Genomic DNA, 15233 nt, shown 5'->3' on the forward strand with positions numbered 1-15233 from the left:
TCCTGGATTGTCGATCGATGGATTGGGTTTCGGGCCCGGATATCAGGGTTCGGATAAGAAAAATCAAGTCTTTCGGCTCAACTGACACAGGACGACACTTGCCGGGCCTATGACGGGCCAAGGTCCATTTTTAGGAGAAAAGCCCGTGTCCAGCCGCATCCGCCTCTATTCCGGCCCTTTGAGCATGTTTGGCGCCAAGGCGGAGATCGCCGCCCGGGAAAAAGGCCTCGATATCGACCTGGTGATGGTGCCCTTCGACATGGCGCGGCTCTATGAGCCCAAGCATCCCGATGTGGCCCGCATCAACCCCAAAAGCCAGGTTCCGGTACTCGTCCATGGCGCCGTGGAAATCTTCGATTCGACCCAGATTTTCGAGTATCTCGACCATCTGCGGCCTGCGCCCGCTTTGTGGCCCGAGGGACCGGCGGACCGAGCCATTGCCCGGCTTCTCGAGCTTAAATCGGACGAGGTCTTCTTCCCGCCGATCGTCAGGCTGATGGGCCTGCAGGACCGCCTCGCAGACCCGACGGCAGTCGCGGCCTGCGCCGCATCGGCACGCTTTTATGATGAGATGGAGCGGCAGCTCGGCCCGGCCGAGTTTCTGGCCGGAACCTATTCTTTCGCCGATATCGCCTTCTACATGGCGCAGCTTTTCGCCGCCCGCATGGGGGCGCCGATGACGGAAGCGACGCCACGGCTTCTCGCCTGGCGCCGGCGCATGTCGACGCGGCCGGCGGTGCGCCAGGTTGCCGGCGCCATGGCACGCTTCCTTCTGACGCAGGGCCGTCCGCTGCCGGACTTCATGCAGGAGCTTCTGAGCTAACCCGGGCGCTCGAGGTCCTTGAGATCGTCGAGATCGACCCAGTCATGCCGCCGCGCCTCATAGACGGAAACGCGCGGCGCCGGAAAACCGGGATCCGCGAAGGCGCCGACCGCGACGGCATAGGCTTCGGGCACGCTGCTCAATTCCCAATAAACGGTCGAGCCGCATTGCGGACAGAAATGAAAAGTCACCGTGCCGCCGCTGTCGCCAGGCCGCGTGAAGCGCGTACTCTCGCCTTCGATGCGGGTCACATCGCTGCGGCGGAAACGCGCCTGCGTGCCAAATACGCTGCCGGTGCGCTTCTGGCAGTCGAGGCAGTGGCAGATGGAGATGCGGATCGGTTCGCTTTGGCAGGTGAGCCGCAACTGGCCGCAGACGCAACTGGCCTCACGTGACGTCGTCACGTGATCAGCCGCCCGATGATGCGCGCGGTATAGTCGACCATCGGGATGATACGGGCATAGTTCATCCGCGTCGGGCCGATGATGCCGAGCGCGCCGACGATCTTCTCCTCGCTGTTGCGATAGGGCGCGACGATCAGCGAGGAGCCCGACATCGAGAACAGCTTGTTCTCCGCGCCGATGAAGATCCGCACACCCTCGCCGATATCGGCCGACCCCAGGAGCTGAATGAGCTCGCGCTTGTTCTCGAGATCGTCGAAGAGCCGGCGGATGCGCTCGAGATCGTCGAAGGCGGTGAGATTCTCGATCAGGTTGCCCTGGCCTTTGACAATGAGCGTGCGGTCATCCTCTTCGACATTGCCGGACCAGGTGGCGACGCCGTCGGCGACGACCTTGGCGGTGAGCTCGTCGAGCTCGGTCTTGAGCGTGGTGATCTCCTCCTGCATCAGGCGCTGCGCTTCGGCGATCGTCTTGCCCTGCATGCGGGCGGAGAGATAGTTGGACGCCTTGATGAGCGAGGATGGCGGCAGGCCGGGCGGCAGATCGATAGTGCGGTTCTCGACCGTGCCGTCCTCGGCGACGAGGATGACGAGGCCGCGGCCGGGCGCCAGGCTCACGAATTCGATATGTTTCAGCCTGGCATTGAGCTTCGGCGCCACCACGAGGCCGGCGCAATGCGACAGGCCGGAGAGCAATGTCGTCGCCTCGCCCAGCACGTCTTCCACCCGGCGCGAGCGGTTGGTGCCGGTCATCTGCGCATCGATGCGGGCGCGCTCCTCGGGCGAGATCGAGCCCACTTCGAGCAGCGCATCGACGAAGAAACGCAGGCCCGCATTGGTCGGCATGCGGCCGGCGCTGGTATGGGGCGAATAGATGAGGCCGGTTTCCTCGAGATCCATCATCACATTGCGCACCGAGGCCGGCGACAGGCTGGACGGCAGGATGCGCGAGATGGTGCGCGAGCCGACCGGCTCGCCGGTGTCGAGATAGGTCTCGACCAGGCGCCGGAAGATGTCGCGCGAGCGCTGATCGAGCTGGGCCAGGCCCTGCAGGCGCTCATCGACAAGGGGTCTCTGGGGATGGATGCTCATGCGGCAAATCTAGGAACAGGGGGCAGGGCGGTCAACTGAAGGTATTGTGGCCCCTAAAATGAGTTTCCCAGGGTCTCTATCCGGGCTAGAACCGGGCCCGTTTTCTAGAGCGCTTCCCGCCAAAGTTGCTCGACTTTGGCGATAAGGAAGCGCTCCGGATTGTAAGTTATTCGAGCCCTTTTACCCGTCTTGATCGAATCGTTCCGATTCGATCAAGACGGGAAGAGCTCTAAGAAAGAGAGTAAATGATGCGGCCGTCCGGGCGAAAGCCCCATGAATTGCGCAAGGTGAGTTTCGAGCGCGGCTTCTCAAAACATGCGGAAGGCTCCTGCCTCGTCCGCTTCGGCGACACCCATGTGATGTGCCTCGCCACTGTCGAGGAAAAGGTTCCGCCCTGGCTCAAGGGCGCCGGCAAGGGCTGGGTCACGGCTGAGTACGGCATGTTGCCGCGTGCCACCGGCGATCGCATGCGGCGCGAGGCGGCGCAGGGCAAGCAGTCGGGCCGCACCCAGGAGATCCAGCGCCTGATCGGGCGGTCGCTCAGGGCCGTGGTCGATCTCGTGGGGCTCGGCGAGAAGCAGATCACCCTCGACTGCGATGTCATCCAGGCCGATGGCGGCACCCGCACCGCCGCCATCACCGGCAGCTGGATCGCGCTCCATGATGCGCTCAAATGGATGGAAGCGCGCGAGATGTTCGCCAGAAATCCGCTGCGCGATCATGTCGCCGCGATCTCCTGCGGCATCCATAATGGCGAGGTCGTGCTCGATCTCGACTATGACGAGGATTCGAACGCCGAGACGGATGCGAATTTCGTGATGACCGGCCAGGGCGGCATTGTCGAGATCCAGGGCACGGCCGAGGCTGAGCCTTTCTCGAAGGAGCGCTTCCTCGACCTGCTGAATCTCGCGCAGAATGGCATCGGCGAACTGGTGGAGCTTCAGAAGAAGGCCGTCGCATGAGAGCGACGGCGATCCTCGAGACCATCCTCTATGGCGAGGATATCGCCGCCATGCGCCGTTTCTATGAAGGCGTGATCGGGCTCGAGGTGCGCCGCGAGCTCGAGGATCAGTTTGTCTTCTTCCATTGCGGCGACGGCATGCTGCTCGTCTTCAATCAGGTCGCTTCGGCGGTGAAGCCGAAGTCCTTCACCTCGGCGCCGCCGCATGGCGCCACGGGTGCGGGCCATGTCTGCTTTTCCGCCACGGCCGGAGAGCTCGCGCGCTGGCGCCAGCATCTCAGCCGTCATGGCATCGCGCTGGAAGCCGATTTCGAATGGTCGGGAGGCGGGCACTCGATCTATTGCCGCGATCCCGCCGGTAATTCGGTCGAATTCGCCGAGCCGCGCATCTGGGGCCTCCCAGAGCGCTTCCCGCCAAAGTTGCTCGACTTTGGCGATAAGGAAGCGCGTCAACAAATAAGATCACTGCGCGATCAGAAACTCGTCGTCGCGTCGCACAATCCGGGCAAGGTCAAGGAGATCAACGAGCTTCTCGGGCCTTATGGCGTCGAGGCGATCTCGGCCGCAAGCCTGGGGCTGCCTGAGCCAGAGGAAACCGGCGAGACCTTCGAGGCCAATGCCGAGCTCAAATCGCGCGCCGCTGCTGATGGCGCCAAGCTCGTGTCGCTCGCCGACGATTCGGGCCTGTGCGTCGAGGCGCTCGGTGGCGATCCCGGCATCTATTCGGCGCGCTGGGCCGGCCCCTCCAAGGATTTCGTGCTCGCCATGCGCAATGTCGAAGAGAAACTGCAGGCGATAGGGGCGACGACACCAGAACAGCGGCGCGCTTATTTTGTGAGCGTGCTGTCGGTCGCCTGGCCCGACGGCCAGGTCGAGAATTTCGAAGGCCGCGTGTGGGGCACGCTGGTCTGGCCGCCGCGCGGCAAGCGCGGTTTCGGCTATGATCCGATGTTCCTGCCCGACGGCCGGCAGGAAACCTTTGGTGAAATGGATCCCGACGCCAAGCACGAGATCTCGCATCGTGCCGTGGCCTTCCGGAAGCTCGTCGATGCGCTCTTCTGAACCAGGCTTCGGCATCTATGTGCATTGGCCTTTCTGCAAGGCCAAATGTCCTTATTGCGATTTCAACTCGCATGTGCGCCATCAGCCGGTCGATGCGCTGTCATTCGCGCACGCTTTGGCGCGCGAGCTTGCCTGGTTCGCGGACCGCACCGGCAAGCGCGCGGTCGAGAGCATCTTCTTCGGCGGCGGCACGCCGTCCTTGATGCCGCCTGAAGCGGTGGGCCATGTGCTCGACGCCATCGCCCGCCTGTGGCCGGTATCACCCGACGCCGAGATCACGCTCGAGGCCAATCCGACGAGCGTGGAGGCGGAGAACTTCGTAGGCTACCGCTCAGCCGGCGTGAATCGCGTCTCGGTCGGCGTGCAGGCGCTCGACGAGCGCGATCTGAAGGCGCTGGGCCGCCAGCATTCGGTCGCGGAAGCGCTGCAGGCTTTCCGTCTCGCCGCCAGAACATTTCCGCGCGTGTCCTTCGATCTCATCTACGCAAGGCCCGGCCAGACACTGGCCGCCTGGCGCGCCGAGCTCACCCGCGCGCTGTCCGAGCAGCAGGGCCATATGTCGCTCTATCAGCTCACCATCGAGGAAGGCACGCGCTACGCCGATCTCCATCGCGCCGGCCAGCTCATCGTGCCCGATGAGGAACTCGCCGCCGATCTCTATGACCTGACGCAGGAGCTGACCGCTGCGGCCGGACTCGCCGCCTATGAGGTGTCGAACCATGCGCGTCCGGGGCATGAATCGCGCCACAACCTCATTTATTGGCGCTATGGCGATTATGCCGGCGCCGGGCCTGGCGCCCACAGCCGTATCACCGAAGCCGGCCGGCGCCTGGCGCTCGCGACGGAGCGGCATCCCGAGACCTGGCGCGGCCTCGTTGAGGCGCGGGACAATGGTGTCATCGAGGAGACGGTGGTCGCCACACAAGATCAGGCGGCCGAATATCTGCTGATGGGACTGCGCATCGCCGACGGCATCGACCTCGCCCGCTACCGCCGCTTGAGCGGGCGCGAGCCGTCGCATCTTTCCGAACTCACCGAAATGGGGTTGGTGAGCTTGCGCGGCGACCGGTTGATCGCCACCCAGGCCGGACGCCGTGTCCTCAATGCGGTGATTTCGCAGCTCGCGGCTTGAACGGAAGCGCGCGCAATTCCCAATAATACATCAATCCCTCGTGGGGAACCCAACTGCACAGTCTCGCTCCCCGCTAGAGCATCGGACCGAAAAGTGCAAAGCGGTTTTCGGAGAATCCGATGCGCAAATCAAAGAGATAGAGCGCCGGATCGATTCTGTGTGAGCGTCCGGCGCGCTAGACGCTGGCGATGCAATGCTCCGTTGGATCGCCGAATCCTAAGAAGAATCTCGACTTTGAGGCGACCTTCCGCTCCACGAGGCTGGCGTCACCAAAGTCGTCCCCGCGAACGGCGGCGGGAGCCGGGGTAAAGCTCAAAAGGATGTGAAAAACGACAAAGCCTGCCAAGCAAAATGCAGCGGGCTTTACCGTTATGTTGTTGGCCTTAGTGGGCGAAGAACCGATATGTTATGCCGAGACGTAGCGATTGGGTGCTCATGTCATCCCACAGCTGCTCGCTCGGAGGAGGCGCGCAGCATTCCGTGATATCCCCGGACTCGTCGTCGTATTCAGTGTAACGGTACTCAATGCGAGTGGACCATTGGTCCCAGCCCCATTCCAGGCCACCGCCCACCGTCCAGCCATCCAAAGTCTCAGAGAACGAACTGGTGACGCCGCCGATCGAAGGGAATTTATAGTCGAAGTCTGCGTCTGCCCAAGCATAACCGCCGGTCGCATAGATCAAGATGTTATCGATTGCCCAACCAAGGCGCGCACGTATCGAACCCTGCAGGTCTATGTCAGCCTCCGCTGCAACATCGATGAGGTCGGGCTCAGATGAACTCGCGCTGATATTTGTCCCTTCAATATCCCCCTCAATACCAAGAACGATCGAATCAATTTGATAGTTCGCGCCAATGTGACCGCCATAGACGAAATCATCGTCATCAACGCTGCCAAAACGATTGGTTGCCGGATCCGAAATGTCCCCCTCGAACCATTGCCATCCAACCTGGCCACCAACATACACACCCGTCCAATCATAGGCGGCCGGCATCGGCTCAACGACATCCGCAGCCAACGAAACCCCGCTCAGCCCCACAATTAGGCCGGCAACAAGCAACAATCTTCTCATGTGCGTCCCCTCCGACTCCACCTATGGTTACTCAAAGCCGGGTCGCCATTCAATTACGCGGGGGCATATTTCGAGAGATTCTTCGTTGGGCGTGATATTTCTGCAACAATAAGGTGAGGCTGGCGGTTGCTTGCGCGCGCCAATATTGCTCCATTCAATTTAGGCGATTGGGATCGTTTCTAAATAAGAACAACTTTTGGAAAGTGTCTTTAATAGGGGCTCGGTCGAGGGGGAGGGTCGCTATTTAACCGAGTGTCTCCGTGCTTATAAACCTGAGCGATAGCAAAGCAGCCTAAAACAACACGCCTTTTTCCCGTTGATCAAAGCCCGCCAAAGTTGGCGCGAGCCCTTGTCGGAGAAGTGTTTCCACTTTGCCGGGATGCGCTCCCACTGGGAGCAAGTGTAAAGCGCGTCCGTCATGCGCCGGAAAGAGAAGCAGTGATTAGAATCCCGCGCCGAATCGGCTCGGCGACTGCGCTACCACCTGCGGCCCGTTGGGCGTCATTTCGAGGATCGACAGGCTGCGCTCGATGACGCCGTTGGAACGGAAGCGGAACAGGCCGTTCTGGCCCTGGAAGCCGCCCGCATCGGTGATCGCCGTGGACGAGAAGTCGCCCTTGCGGGCAAGTCCCGCGGCGAGGCTCACCGCGTCATAAGCGAGACTCGCGATGCGCGGCGGATTCGCGCCATAGACGCTCGAATATTTGCTGTCGAAGCGCTGCACCATGTCGGGCGCCACACCGGCATACCAGCCGCCTTGCGCTATCGGCGTCGTGCGCGTGACGTTGTCGTCCCACAGGCCGGTGCCGAGAACCTTCACCTTTTCCGGCGTAATGCCGTTCTGCTCGAGCGCGCCGCTCAAGGAGCGCAGAGCCTCGCCGCCTTCTGGAATAAGGAGCGCGTTGATGCCGCGGCTCGGATCGTTCAGATCCTGGGCGATGCGCTGGGCCGCCGCCGCGCTCGACTGGCCGCGGGCGAAGGGCTGCGAGGCCACGACCTGAACGCCGCTCGACCCGGCCGCGCGGTTGAGGGCAGTCTGAACATTGGCGCCATACTGGGTCTGCGGGTAGAGCAGGGCCACATTGCGCTTGCCCTGGGAAGCGGCATAGCGCACCACATTCGCCACTTCCTCCTCGGGCAGGAAGCTCATGAGATAGGTGCCCTCGCCGGCGACGCCGATCTGCGACGAGAAGGCGATGACATTGGCGCGGCCCTGAGCCACGGTCTTGACCGCCTGCACTTCGGGGGCGAGGAGCGGGCCCAGAATGAGCTCGGCGCCTTCATTGAGGGCGGCCTGGGCGGCGGCCTGGGCGGTGCCGGCATTGCCGCCCGAATCCTTGGTGATGAGGGTGACGCCGGAGCCGCCGGTATCGGTCAAGGCGAGCTCGGCCGCCTGTTTCATGGCCTGGGCGATGCGCTTCGTCTCGCCGGGGCCGGACAGCGGCAGAAGCAGCGCCACCTTGCGCCCGCTTGCCGCCTGCTTGGTCAATTGCTGGCCCTTGACGCCAGCGTCACTGAACATGTCGCCCATTTTGGAGGAGGTGCAGGCGGAGAGGATCAGGCCCAGCAAGCCGATAAGAAGAACGCGCCACTGCCAAAGTCCCGCGCGAGGCGCTATTGTCGCTGCCGCCATAGATCCACTTTGTCCACTCAATGTCCCCAACTCCACCAATATCAACAAAATCCCCGTCCGGCCGCCGCTATACCATAAAGGGGGTCGTTTTCGAGGCAGAAAGCCTGATGCCCGGCCTTCACGTCACCGCCACGCCGATAGGTCATCTTGCCGATATATCGTTAAGGGCGGTTAACGCTCTGGCGGCGGCGGACGAGGTTCTATGCGAGGACACGCGGGTTACCGGAAAGTTGCTCCATCGCTACGGCATTACAGCCAAGCTTCTCCCCTATCATGATCACAATGCGGCGAAACTGCGGCCCCGCATCCTGGAGGACCTGAAGGCCGGGAAAAGCCTGGTTCTGGTCAGCGATGCGGGGACCCCGCTGGTGTCCGATCCGGGCTACAAGCTGGCGCGCGCGGTGATCGCGGAGGGCCTGCCGCTGCATGTGATTCCGGGGGCTTCCGCGCCCTTGGCGGCGCTCACTCTGTCGGGCCTGCCTTCCGACCGTTTCATGTTCGCGGGCTTCCTGCCGGAAAAGCAGGGCGAACGCCGCCGCCTCTTGGAAAACCTCAGGAAAGTGCCGGCCACGCTCATTTTCTTCGAAAGTCCGCGCCGTATCACCGCCGCTTTGGCCGATATCGCCGAGGTCCTGGGAAATCGTGACGTGGCGGTCACGCGGGAGCTGACCAAGCTCTATGAAGAGGCGGTCCGGGGCCAGGCGGGGGCCGTCGGGGCACTTCTCGCCGAACGCGAGACGATCAAGGGCGAGATCACCCTGGTGGTGTCGCCGCCCGGCGACGAGAATCCGCCCGCCGCGGAGGATGTCGACCGGGCCCTGATCGAGGCCTCGGCCACCATGCCGGCCGGCAAGGCCGCCGCCGAGATCGCCCACCGTTTCGGCCTCGCCCGGAAGGAGCTTTATGCCCGCCTCATCGCCCTCAAAGACAAGACGGCGGAATGAGCGCCGCGGCCGCTGGGCCGAGGCGGTCGCCGAAGCGAGCCTGCGCCTCAAGGGCTACCGGCTCCTGGCGCGCCGCTTTAAATCGGGGCCGGGTGAAATCGATCTCATCATGCGCAGAGGCGAGGTGACCGCCTTCATCGAGGTGAAGATCAGGGCGGATGCCGACCGCGCCGTCGAGGCGGTGACGAACTATCAGTCGCGCCGCATGGCCGCCGCGGCCCGCATCTGGATGGCGCGCGATCCCAGGGCGGCGCTTGGAATCTGCCGCTTTGACATCGTTGCGGTCTCCCCCTACCAGTGGCCGCGACACATCCCCAACGCCATCATCGTGGAAGACTGATATGACGCTTCGTGTTGCCGTGCAGATGGATCCGATCGAGAGCATAAATATCGCGGGCGACTCGACCTTCGCCATCATGCTCGAGGCGCAGGCACGCGGCCACACGCTCTTCTATTATCAGCCCAAGGCGCTGGCCTTGAAGGGCGACAGGCTCCATGCCACCGGCCATTGGGTCACGGTGCGCGACGAGAAGGGCAATCATTTCGCGCTGGGCAAGGAAGAGCGGGTCGATCTCGGTGCGTTCGACGTTGTGCATATGCGCCAGGACCCGCCCTTCGACATGAACTACATCACCATCACCCATATGCTGGAGCAGATTCATCCCAGGACGCTGGTGGTGAACGATCCACGCGAGGTGCGCAATGCGCCGGAAAAGCTCTATGTGATGCAGTATCGCGACCTGATGCCGCCGACCCTCATCACCCGCGATCCGAGAGAATTGCAGGCCTTCCGCGAGGAGCATGGCGAGATCATCCTGAAGCCGCTGTATGGCAATGGCGGCGCCGGCATCTTCCGGCTTGGTGGCGAGGACCAGAATTTCGGCGCGCTGGTCGAGCTCTTCACGCAGAGCTTCCGCGAGCCCTTCATCGCCCAGCGTTATCTCCCGGAAGTTCGCAAGGGCGACAAGCGCATCATCCTGGTCGACGGCGAATTCGCTGGCGCCATCAACCGCGTGCCGGCGGCGAACGAGAACCGCTCCAACATGCATGTGGGCGGCAGGCCTGAGCCGACCGAACTCACCAAGCGCGAGCGCGAGATCTGCGAAAGGCTGGGGCCGGATCTCAAGGCCAAGGGACTTATCTTTGTCGGCATCGACGTGATCGGCGACTGGCTGACCGAGATCAATGTCACCTCGCCGACCGGCATCCGCGAGGTGAAACGTTTCGGCGGCGCCGATATCGCCGCGCTGATCTGGGATGCGATCGAGAGGAAGCGAAAGCGCTGATCACGGCAGCTGTCACCGCACAGGAACAAGCGTCATTCTCATATTTCCAGCCGCTCCATAAAGGCATCGAGATGCTTGCACCACAAAGGCGGTTTGAAGAGTAGGCTGTGACCCATCGGCGCGGCGACGAAGGTGCCCTTCCCGCCAGCCGCCTCAAACTCTTCGAAGTTTCGGCGACAGTGAGCGATGCGGTAATATTGATCGTAACTGCCATGCAGCCAGAGCGTTGGATTGCCGCCGGCGGCCCCCCTTTGAAGAGCGCCGGATTGACGATCTCATGCGTGGCGCAGGCTTTGCCCAGCCAGCCGCCATTGAAATTGACGGCGCCGACGAAGCTTCCCGGCCGCATGCCCGCATAGGCGATCGACAATATGCCGCCACGCGAGGCTCCGCCAATGGCGACGCGCCGGAAATCGACATCATTGCGCGTCTTGAGATGGGCCATGACGGCATCGATGTCCGCGATCGCCCTCTCGAAGCCCGCGATCGCTATATCGGGTTGGCAGGAATAGCCGCTGCCATCGGCGGCGAGGCCTTCGCCATAGACGCCCTCCGACCCGCCGCGGCCCCGGCGTTGCGGGAAGATGACCATCCAGCCGCGCTGGGTGAAATAGTCCTGCACGACAGGCGGGCACCACCGTCTTGAAAACAAAGCCTTGTTGTGTCCGCGGCCGGTCGAGCCATGATTGAAGATGATCGTGGGATGCGGACCGTCAGATGGCGGACGCGCTACCATTATCTTCAGTCTTGCGTCTGGTTCGGGCGAGGGGATGAAGGCGTAGGATGCGGGCATGAGGTCTCTATAGGTATTTCATTCACGGAAGTCGCGATCGATTGGAAGCGCTAGTCTAGAAATCCCTCAGATATTCCGCGTCATGCCCCGGCGATGGTCTCGCGGCGAACACCGCCGCGCCGACCGCGGCGACCATCAGAAGCAGGACGATGCCGAGATAGGCCCACGGTATCGACAGGCTTTCGGGCGGCGGATCGAACACGCCGGTCAAGAGCTTCACCAGCATCCAGGCGGTCGCAGCGCCTGACAGCGTGCCGAACAGGACGCCTCCGACGATAACGAGAACACCTTCGCTCCACAGGAAGGCCGACAATTGCGGGCGGGTGGCGCCGATGGCGCTCAGTATGGCGAAATTCCTGCGCCGTTCGATGAGGCCGAGCGCCAGCATCAGGCCGCCCGCGGCAGCGGCCATGATCACGGCGAACACCAGCTCTATCGTCGTGAGGCCTGCCAGGCTGACGGCCGTCAGGCTCGAGCCGATCAGGTGGGCCGCCTCGCTGATATCCGTTACTTTCAGCGCCGGGTCATGGGCGACGGCGGAGGCTGCCTGCGCGGCGAGCCGCGCCGGGTCGCCCTTGGCGCGCAGCAGCACATATTCGGCGGAAGGCGAGCCGGTCGTTTCTGTGATGTAACGGGCATTGGCGACGAGGAAGGAGTCTTTCGGCGCGGTCGGAAACTCGCGGGCGACGCCGATGAACTTGAACGGCACCGGGTGATATTTCCGGTCGCCGGCATTCATCAGGCGCAGGTTGATCGTATCGCCTTCCTCGAGCTGAAAATCCTGCACCGTCTCTTCCGAGACCAGCACGCCGTCCGGCGTTGCGGCCAGTGCGGCGAGCGTGGCGGCGGCGTCGCCACCGCTGAAATAGGCGTCCGAGAGGCTCGTCGCACGCTCGATGCGCCGAGGGTCGATGCCATAGAGATCCTGGAGGTCGGCTCCGACATAGGCAAAGCGATGCTGCATGGGTTCCGCCGCGGCCGCGTCCGGCAAGGCGGCAAGTGCGGCCAGATGCGCGCCGGCGGGAGTGCTGGAAGTACCGGACACGGTGACGTCGGCGCCATTGGTGAGTTCGGCGTCGACGTGCGACTGGGCATTGTAGGTGGCGTTGAAGATCGCGGTTGAAACCGCAAACGAGATCGCGAGCGCGGTCATCGCGATGCCGGCGGTGAGCCGACGGGCCTGTCTGGAAAGGGCTGCGGCAACGATCGGGGCGAGGGCACCGCAGGCCGGCCTGATGAGAGTTCTAAGCAGCGGGCCATTGTCCGCGATCACCCGGTTCGACAGTCTGAGCGCCAGCAAGGCGAGGCCGAGCCAGAACAGAGCCGGCGCGATGAACGCCTTGTAGTCGACGGCCGTGGCCGCAACGCCTTCCGGCGCCAGGACGATCTGGTATCCGGTACTTGCCGATTGCCAGAAGAACAAGCCTGCCGCCGCCAGCAGCAGCATGTCGAGCCACAGGCGCTGCCACGGCGGCGGCCCTGCCAGCTCGACTGTGCGCCGCGCCGCGCTGACCGTGCCGCGGCGCATGTCGCGCCAGGCCGGATAGAGATAGGCGATAAACCCGGCGGCGAGCCCGGTGAGGGCCACGAGGCTCAGGATGGGGATGGTCACCCCGGGAATAATTGCCGCCCCTGCCAGCAGGGACCAAAGCCCCCATGCGGCGGCCATTCCGAGCATCGTTCCGGTGATCGTGACGACTGCGGCCTCGGCGGCTGACAGGGCGAGGACCGTCGCGGATGTGGCGCCGCGAACCCGCAGCAGCGCCTGCTCGAGGCGGCGGCGCGCGGCGCCCGAGGATGTGATCGCGACGGTGAGAACGAGGGCCAGCGCGACGCCTGGCACACCAAGGAACAGGAACAGGACGGAAGCGTATCGCGCGTCCTCGCGCACCGCGTCGAGTCTTGAGCCGAGATTGTCCGCGACCAGCGCCTGTCCGGCAACCTTTGCCTCCAGATTTCGTGCCGCGCCTGTAACGAAGGTGAGCGCCGATACCGGGTCCGCCGGCAAAGCATCGCGGGCGAGCCGGATATGCAGCTGCAGGCGGACGGTGTCGGGGCGGGTTTTCGCCTGGGGAGCGAATGTTTGCTCCCATGCCGCCTGAGGCAGAACGATCACATTGTCCGGCGGCGCCTGCGGCGCGGCCTGCGGCGGCAGGCCGACGGACTGGAACAGCGAATCCGCATCGGGAAGATCGACCACGCCGGTGACATTCACTGTCACGGACGGTAATCCGATCCGCTTGATCGTGACGATGTCTCCCGGCCCGGCATGCAGGTTGGCCGCGGTCTGCTGTGCAATGAGGACGCCGTCGCGGCTGCCCGACAGCCATCGGACTTCCAGAGGAAAGTCACGCTGATACAAGTCGTCCGGAGCGATCACCTGTCCCGGTCCGGTCGTCTGGACCGTGCCGCCCGTGCTGGCTTCGAATCCGGCGACATCCGCATAGCGGACCCGATGCACGGCCTGGACAAGCATTGTCTGATCCAGGGTCATTCGTATCGCCTCTTGATCGGCACCCGGCACGAGTTGAACCTGCCAGTCGATCGGGACGGCCGATACCGCACGAGAGGTCATGGAAGCTCCCGCATCGATCAGAAACAGCGCGAGCATGGCCAGCAGCGCCACGGTGAGCGCGATGCCAGCCGCGGAACCGGCGACGCGGGCGAACCGGTGCGCAAGGACGCCGCGCAGCCACAGAATGACAATCATACCGGGACCTTCATTTCACCGCAGGTCAGCTGGCCATGATCCAGCGTCCAGCGCGTCGCCATGCGGCCGGCAATCGCTTCGTCATGGGTGGCGACGACCAGAGCCGCTGCCGTCGCTTCGAGTTCCTCCAGCACCGCATCGATGAAAAGCTGTGCCGTGACGCCATCCAGCTGCCCGGTCGGTTCGTCGGCCAGGACGAGATCAGGCCGCAGGGACAAGGCGCGCACCATCGCGACCCTCTGTGCCTGGCCGCCCGACAATTCCTCGGGCAGCTTGTCGGCAAGCTCGCCAAGGCCGAAGCAGGACAGCAACCCGTGGCCGTAGCCTGGCGGTTGGCCCACGCCGGCGAGGATCGCGGGCAAATCGACATTCTGGACCGCCGTCAAGGCCGGAAACAGGCTGGGTGACTGGAACATGACGCCGATCCGGCGCGGGCGAAGCTGCTCGACGGGGCCTAGAGCGGGCCATTCGATCGCGCCGCTCGTCGGGCGGTCCAGCCCGCCAAGAATATGCAGCAAGGTCGTCTTGCCGGAGCCCGAGGGGCCGGCCAAAGCGATGCGATCGCCCTTGCGGATCTCGCAGTCGACGCCGCGCAGCACGGAGACATGCTCTCTGCCGCTTGAGAATTCCCGGCCGACCTTCCGGCAGACCGCCAGCATATCAGTCATCCACCACCCTCCCGTCGGAGAGCTGGATGATCCTGTCGGCCTTGCGCGCCAAAGCGCGGCTGTGGGTTGCGAGCAACGTGGTGAGACCGGCGCGGCGCCGCGATTCGAAATGATCGATCAACCGCCCCTCTGTATCTGCGTCGACCTCGGCGGTGGGCTCGTCGGCGACGAGGATCGGAGGGTTGGCGGCGAGAGCCACGGCAAGACCGGCGCGCGCTGTTTCGCCGCCGGAAAGCTGCGTGGCGAAAGCATGCGCGCGATGTCGCAAGCCGACCATGTCGACAAGCTGGCCGACGCGCGCGTCGTCCGCCTTGCCGGCGAGCCGCATCTGGAAGCGGATATTCTGCTCCACGCTGAGATGGGGGAACAGGTTGCCGGATTGAAGCAGGATGCCGAAGCTGGTGGCGCGAATACGCGCCCTCTCTGCCTCCGGCCGCCGGGTCACGCGCAGGCCGTCCACCAGGACGTGGCCGCCATCCGGTTCGTCCAATCCCGTCAGGCATGACAGCAGCGTGGATTTGCCGCTGCCCGAAGGTCCCATCAAGGCGACGAATTCGCCCGGCCTGAGGCGCAGACTCACCCCGCGCAGAGCGAATATCTCGTCCTCGCCGACATGGAAGAATCGGTAGAGCTCATGCGCGACGAGGGTGGCCATG

Annotated in this window: 15 protein-coding genes and 1 pseudogene; 8 read left to right on the plus strand and 8 right to left on the minus strand. The window is 63.7% G+C overall.

Features of this window, described 5'->3' with window-relative positions; genetic code table 11:
* Positions 1-145 precede the first annotated feature (145 nt).
* Positions 146-823 (plus strand): glutathione S-transferase family protein, encoded by a 678-nt coding sequence (locus tag G5V57_RS13935; protein ID WP_206530262.1) that lies wholly within the window; start codon positions 146-148, stop codon positions 821-823.
* Here G5V57_RS13935 and G5V57_RS13940 read toward each other — a convergent pair.
* Together G5V57_RS13940 and hrcA are read right to left on the minus strand one after the other, a co-directional pair.
* On the minus strand, positions 820-1227 hold the full coding sequence (locus G5V57_RS13940) for a GFA family protein (RefSeq protein WP_165168082.1): 408 nt from the start codon (positions 1225-1227) through the stop codon (positions 820-822). The genes G5V57_RS13935 and G5V57_RS13940 overlap by 4 nt on opposite strands.
* Positions 1224-2315: a heat-inducible transcriptional repressor HrcA gene (hrcA, locus tag G5V57_RS13945; RefSeq protein ID WP_165168083.1), complete on the minus strand. Its 1092-nt coding sequence runs from the start codon at positions 2313-2315 to the stop codon at positions 1224-1226. Before hrcA ends, G5V57_RS13940 begins: the two co-directional genes overlap by 4 nt.
* A gap of 248 nt (positions 2316-2563) precedes the next feature.
* Between hrcA and rph the strand changes: the two genes are divergently transcribed.
* The 4 genes and pseudogenes from rph to hemW all read left to right on the plus strand — a co-directional run bounded on the left by rph (position 2564) and on the right by hemW (position 5470).
* Positions 2564-3277 carry a ribonuclease PH gene (rph, locus tag G5V57_RS13950; protein ID WP_165174103.1) on the plus strand — a complete coding sequence of 238 codons (714 nt, stop codon included), beginning with the start codon at positions 2564-2566 and terminating at the stop codon, positions 3275-3277.
* Positions 3274-3639, plus strand: a pseudogene (locus G5V57_RS34345) (VOC family protein); the annotation flags it as partial. The gene rph and the pseudogene G5V57_RS34345, both read left to right, overlap by 4 nt.
* 93 nt (positions 3640-3732) lie before the next feature.
* Positions 3733-4338, plus strand: a complete 606-nt coding sequence (rdgB, locus tag G5V57_RS34350) for an RdgB/HAM1 family non-canonical purine NTP pyrophosphatase (protein WP_371744822.1) — start codon at positions 3733-3735, stop codon at positions 4336-4338.
* Entirely contained in the window at positions 4325-5470 is a 1146-nt protein-coding gene (hemW, locus tag G5V57_RS13960) for a radical SAM family heme chaperone HemW (RefSeq protein WP_165168085.1), read from the plus strand. The genes rdgB and hemW overlap by 14 nt, the downstream gene beginning before the upstream one ends.
* 383 nt (positions 5471-5853) lie before the next feature.
* On the opposite strand, the gene G5V57_RS13965 is transcribed toward hemW, so the two are convergent.
* Together G5V57_RS13965 and G5V57_RS13970 are read right to left on the minus strand one after the other, a co-directional pair.
* A complete protein-coding gene (locus G5V57_RS13965) occupies positions 5854-6543 on the minus strand; it encodes an outer membrane protein (protein ID WP_165168086.1) in 690 nt (229 codons plus the stop codon).
* Positions 6544-6985: 442 nt separating this feature from the next.
* Positions 6986-8065, minus strand: a complete 1080-nt coding sequence (locus G5V57_RS13970; RefSeq protein WP_165168087.1) for a penicillin-binding protein activator — start codon at positions 8063-8065, stop codon at positions 6986-6988.
* Positions 8066-8283: 218 nt separating this feature from the next.
* Here G5V57_RS13970 and rsmI point away from each other — a divergent pair, with 218 nt between their 5' ends.
* The 3 genes from rsmI to gshB are packed head-to-tail and all read left to right on the plus strand — an operon-like array spanning position 8284 to position 10406.
* Entirely contained in the window at positions 8284-9120 is an 837-nt protein-coding gene (gene rsmI / locus G5V57_RS13975; protein WP_165168088.1) for a 16S rRNA (cytidine(1402)-2'-O)-methyltransferase, read from the plus strand.
* Positions 9080-9460 (plus strand): YraN family protein, encoded by a 381-nt coding sequence (locus tag G5V57_RS13980; RefSeq protein ID WP_165168089.1) that lies wholly within the window; start codon positions 9080-9082, stop codon positions 9458-9460. The genes rsmI and G5V57_RS13980 overlap by 41 nt, the downstream gene beginning before the upstream one ends.
* Before the next feature lies 1 nt (position 9461).
* Positions 9462-10406, plus strand: a complete 945-nt coding sequence (gene gshB / locus G5V57_RS13985) for a glutathione synthase (protein WP_165168090.1) — start codon at positions 9462-9464, stop codon at positions 10404-10406.
* On the opposite strand, the gene G5V57_RS35220 is transcribed toward gshB, so the two are convergent.
* The 4 genes from G5V57_RS35220 to G5V57_RS14005 are packed head-to-tail and all read right to left on the minus strand — an operon-like array spanning position 10309 to position 15232.
* Positions 10309-11199: a S9 family peptidase gene (locus G5V57_RS35220; protein WP_165168091.1), complete on the minus strand. Its 891-nt coding sequence runs from the start codon at positions 11197-11199 to the stop codon at positions 10309-10311. The two genes, gshB and G5V57_RS35220, sit on opposite strands and share 98 nt — an antisense overlap.
* Positions 11200-11254: 55 nt before the next feature.
* Positions 11255-13909 carry an ABC transporter permease gene (locus tag G5V57_RS13995; RefSeq protein WP_165168092.1) on the minus strand — a complete coding sequence of 885 codons (2655 nt, stop codon included), beginning with the start codon at positions 13907-13909 and terminating at the stop codon, positions 11255-11257.
* Positions 13906-14577 carry an ABC transporter ATP-binding protein gene (locus tag G5V57_RS14000; protein WP_165168093.1) on the minus strand — a complete coding sequence of 224 codons (672 nt, stop codon included), beginning with the start codon at positions 14575-14577 and terminating at the stop codon, positions 13906-13908. Before G5V57_RS14000 ends, G5V57_RS13995 begins: the two co-directional genes overlap by 4 nt.
* Entirely contained in the window at positions 14570-15232 is a 663-nt protein-coding gene (locus tag G5V57_RS14005; protein ID WP_165168094.1) for an ABC transporter ATP-binding protein, read from the minus strand. The genes G5V57_RS14000 and G5V57_RS14005 overlap by 8 nt, the downstream gene beginning before the upstream one ends.
* Between the last annotated feature and the right edge of the window lies 1 nt (position 15233).

The organism is Nordella sp. HKS 07 (genome assembly GCF_011046735.1).
In the GTDB taxonomy this organism is placed as follows: Bacteria; Pseudomonadota; Alphaproteobacteria; order Rhizobiales; family Aestuariivirgaceae; genus Taklimakanibacter.

Coding starts and splice junctions, on each gene's coding strand:
- hrcA (WP_165168083.1), bottom strand. CDS start 2,315: ATGAGCATCCATCCCCAGAGACCCCTTGTCGATGAGCGCCTGCAGGGC.
- rph (WP_165174103.1), top strand. CDS start 2,564: ATGCGGCCGTCCGGGCGAAAGCCCCATGAATTGCGCAAGGTGAGTTTC.
- hemW (WP_165168085.1), top strand. CDS start 4,325: ATGCGCTCTTCTGAACCAGGCTTCGGCATCTATGTGCATTGGCCTTTC.
- G5V57_RS13965 (WP_165168086.1), bottom strand. CDS start 6,543: ATGAGAAGATTGTTGCTTGTTGCCGGCCTAATTGTGGGGCTGAGCGGG.
- G5V57_RS13970 (WP_165168087.1), bottom strand. CDS start 8,065: ATGTTCAGTGACGCTGGCGTCAAGGGCCAGCAATTGACCAAGCAGGCG.
- rsmI (WP_165168088.1), top strand. CDS start 8,284: ATGCCCGGCCTTCACGTCACCGCCACGCCGATAGGTCATCTTGCCGAT.
- G5V57_RS13980 (WP_165168089.1), top strand. CDS start 9,080: ATGCCCGCCTCATCGCCCTCAAAGACAAGACGGCGGAATGAGCGCCGC.
- gshB (WP_165168090.1), top strand. CDS start 9,462: ATGACGCTTCGTGTTGCCGTGCAGATGGATCCGATCGAGAGCATAAAT.
- G5V57_RS35220 (WP_165168091.1), bottom strand. CDS start 11,199: ATGCCCGCATCCTACGCCTTCATCCCCTCGCCCGAACCAGACGCAAGA.
- G5V57_RS13995 (WP_165168092.1), bottom strand. CDS start 13,909: ATGATTGTCATTCTGTGGCTGCGCGGCGTCCTTGCGCACCGGTTCGCC.
- G5V57_RS14000 (WP_165168093.1), bottom strand. CDS start 14,577: ATGACTGATATGCTGGCGGTCTGCCGGAAGGTCGGCCGGGAATTCTCA.
- G5V57_RS14005 (WP_165168094.1), bottom strand. CDS start 15,232: ATGGCCACCCTCGTCGCGCATGAGCTCTACCGATTCTTCCATGTCGGC.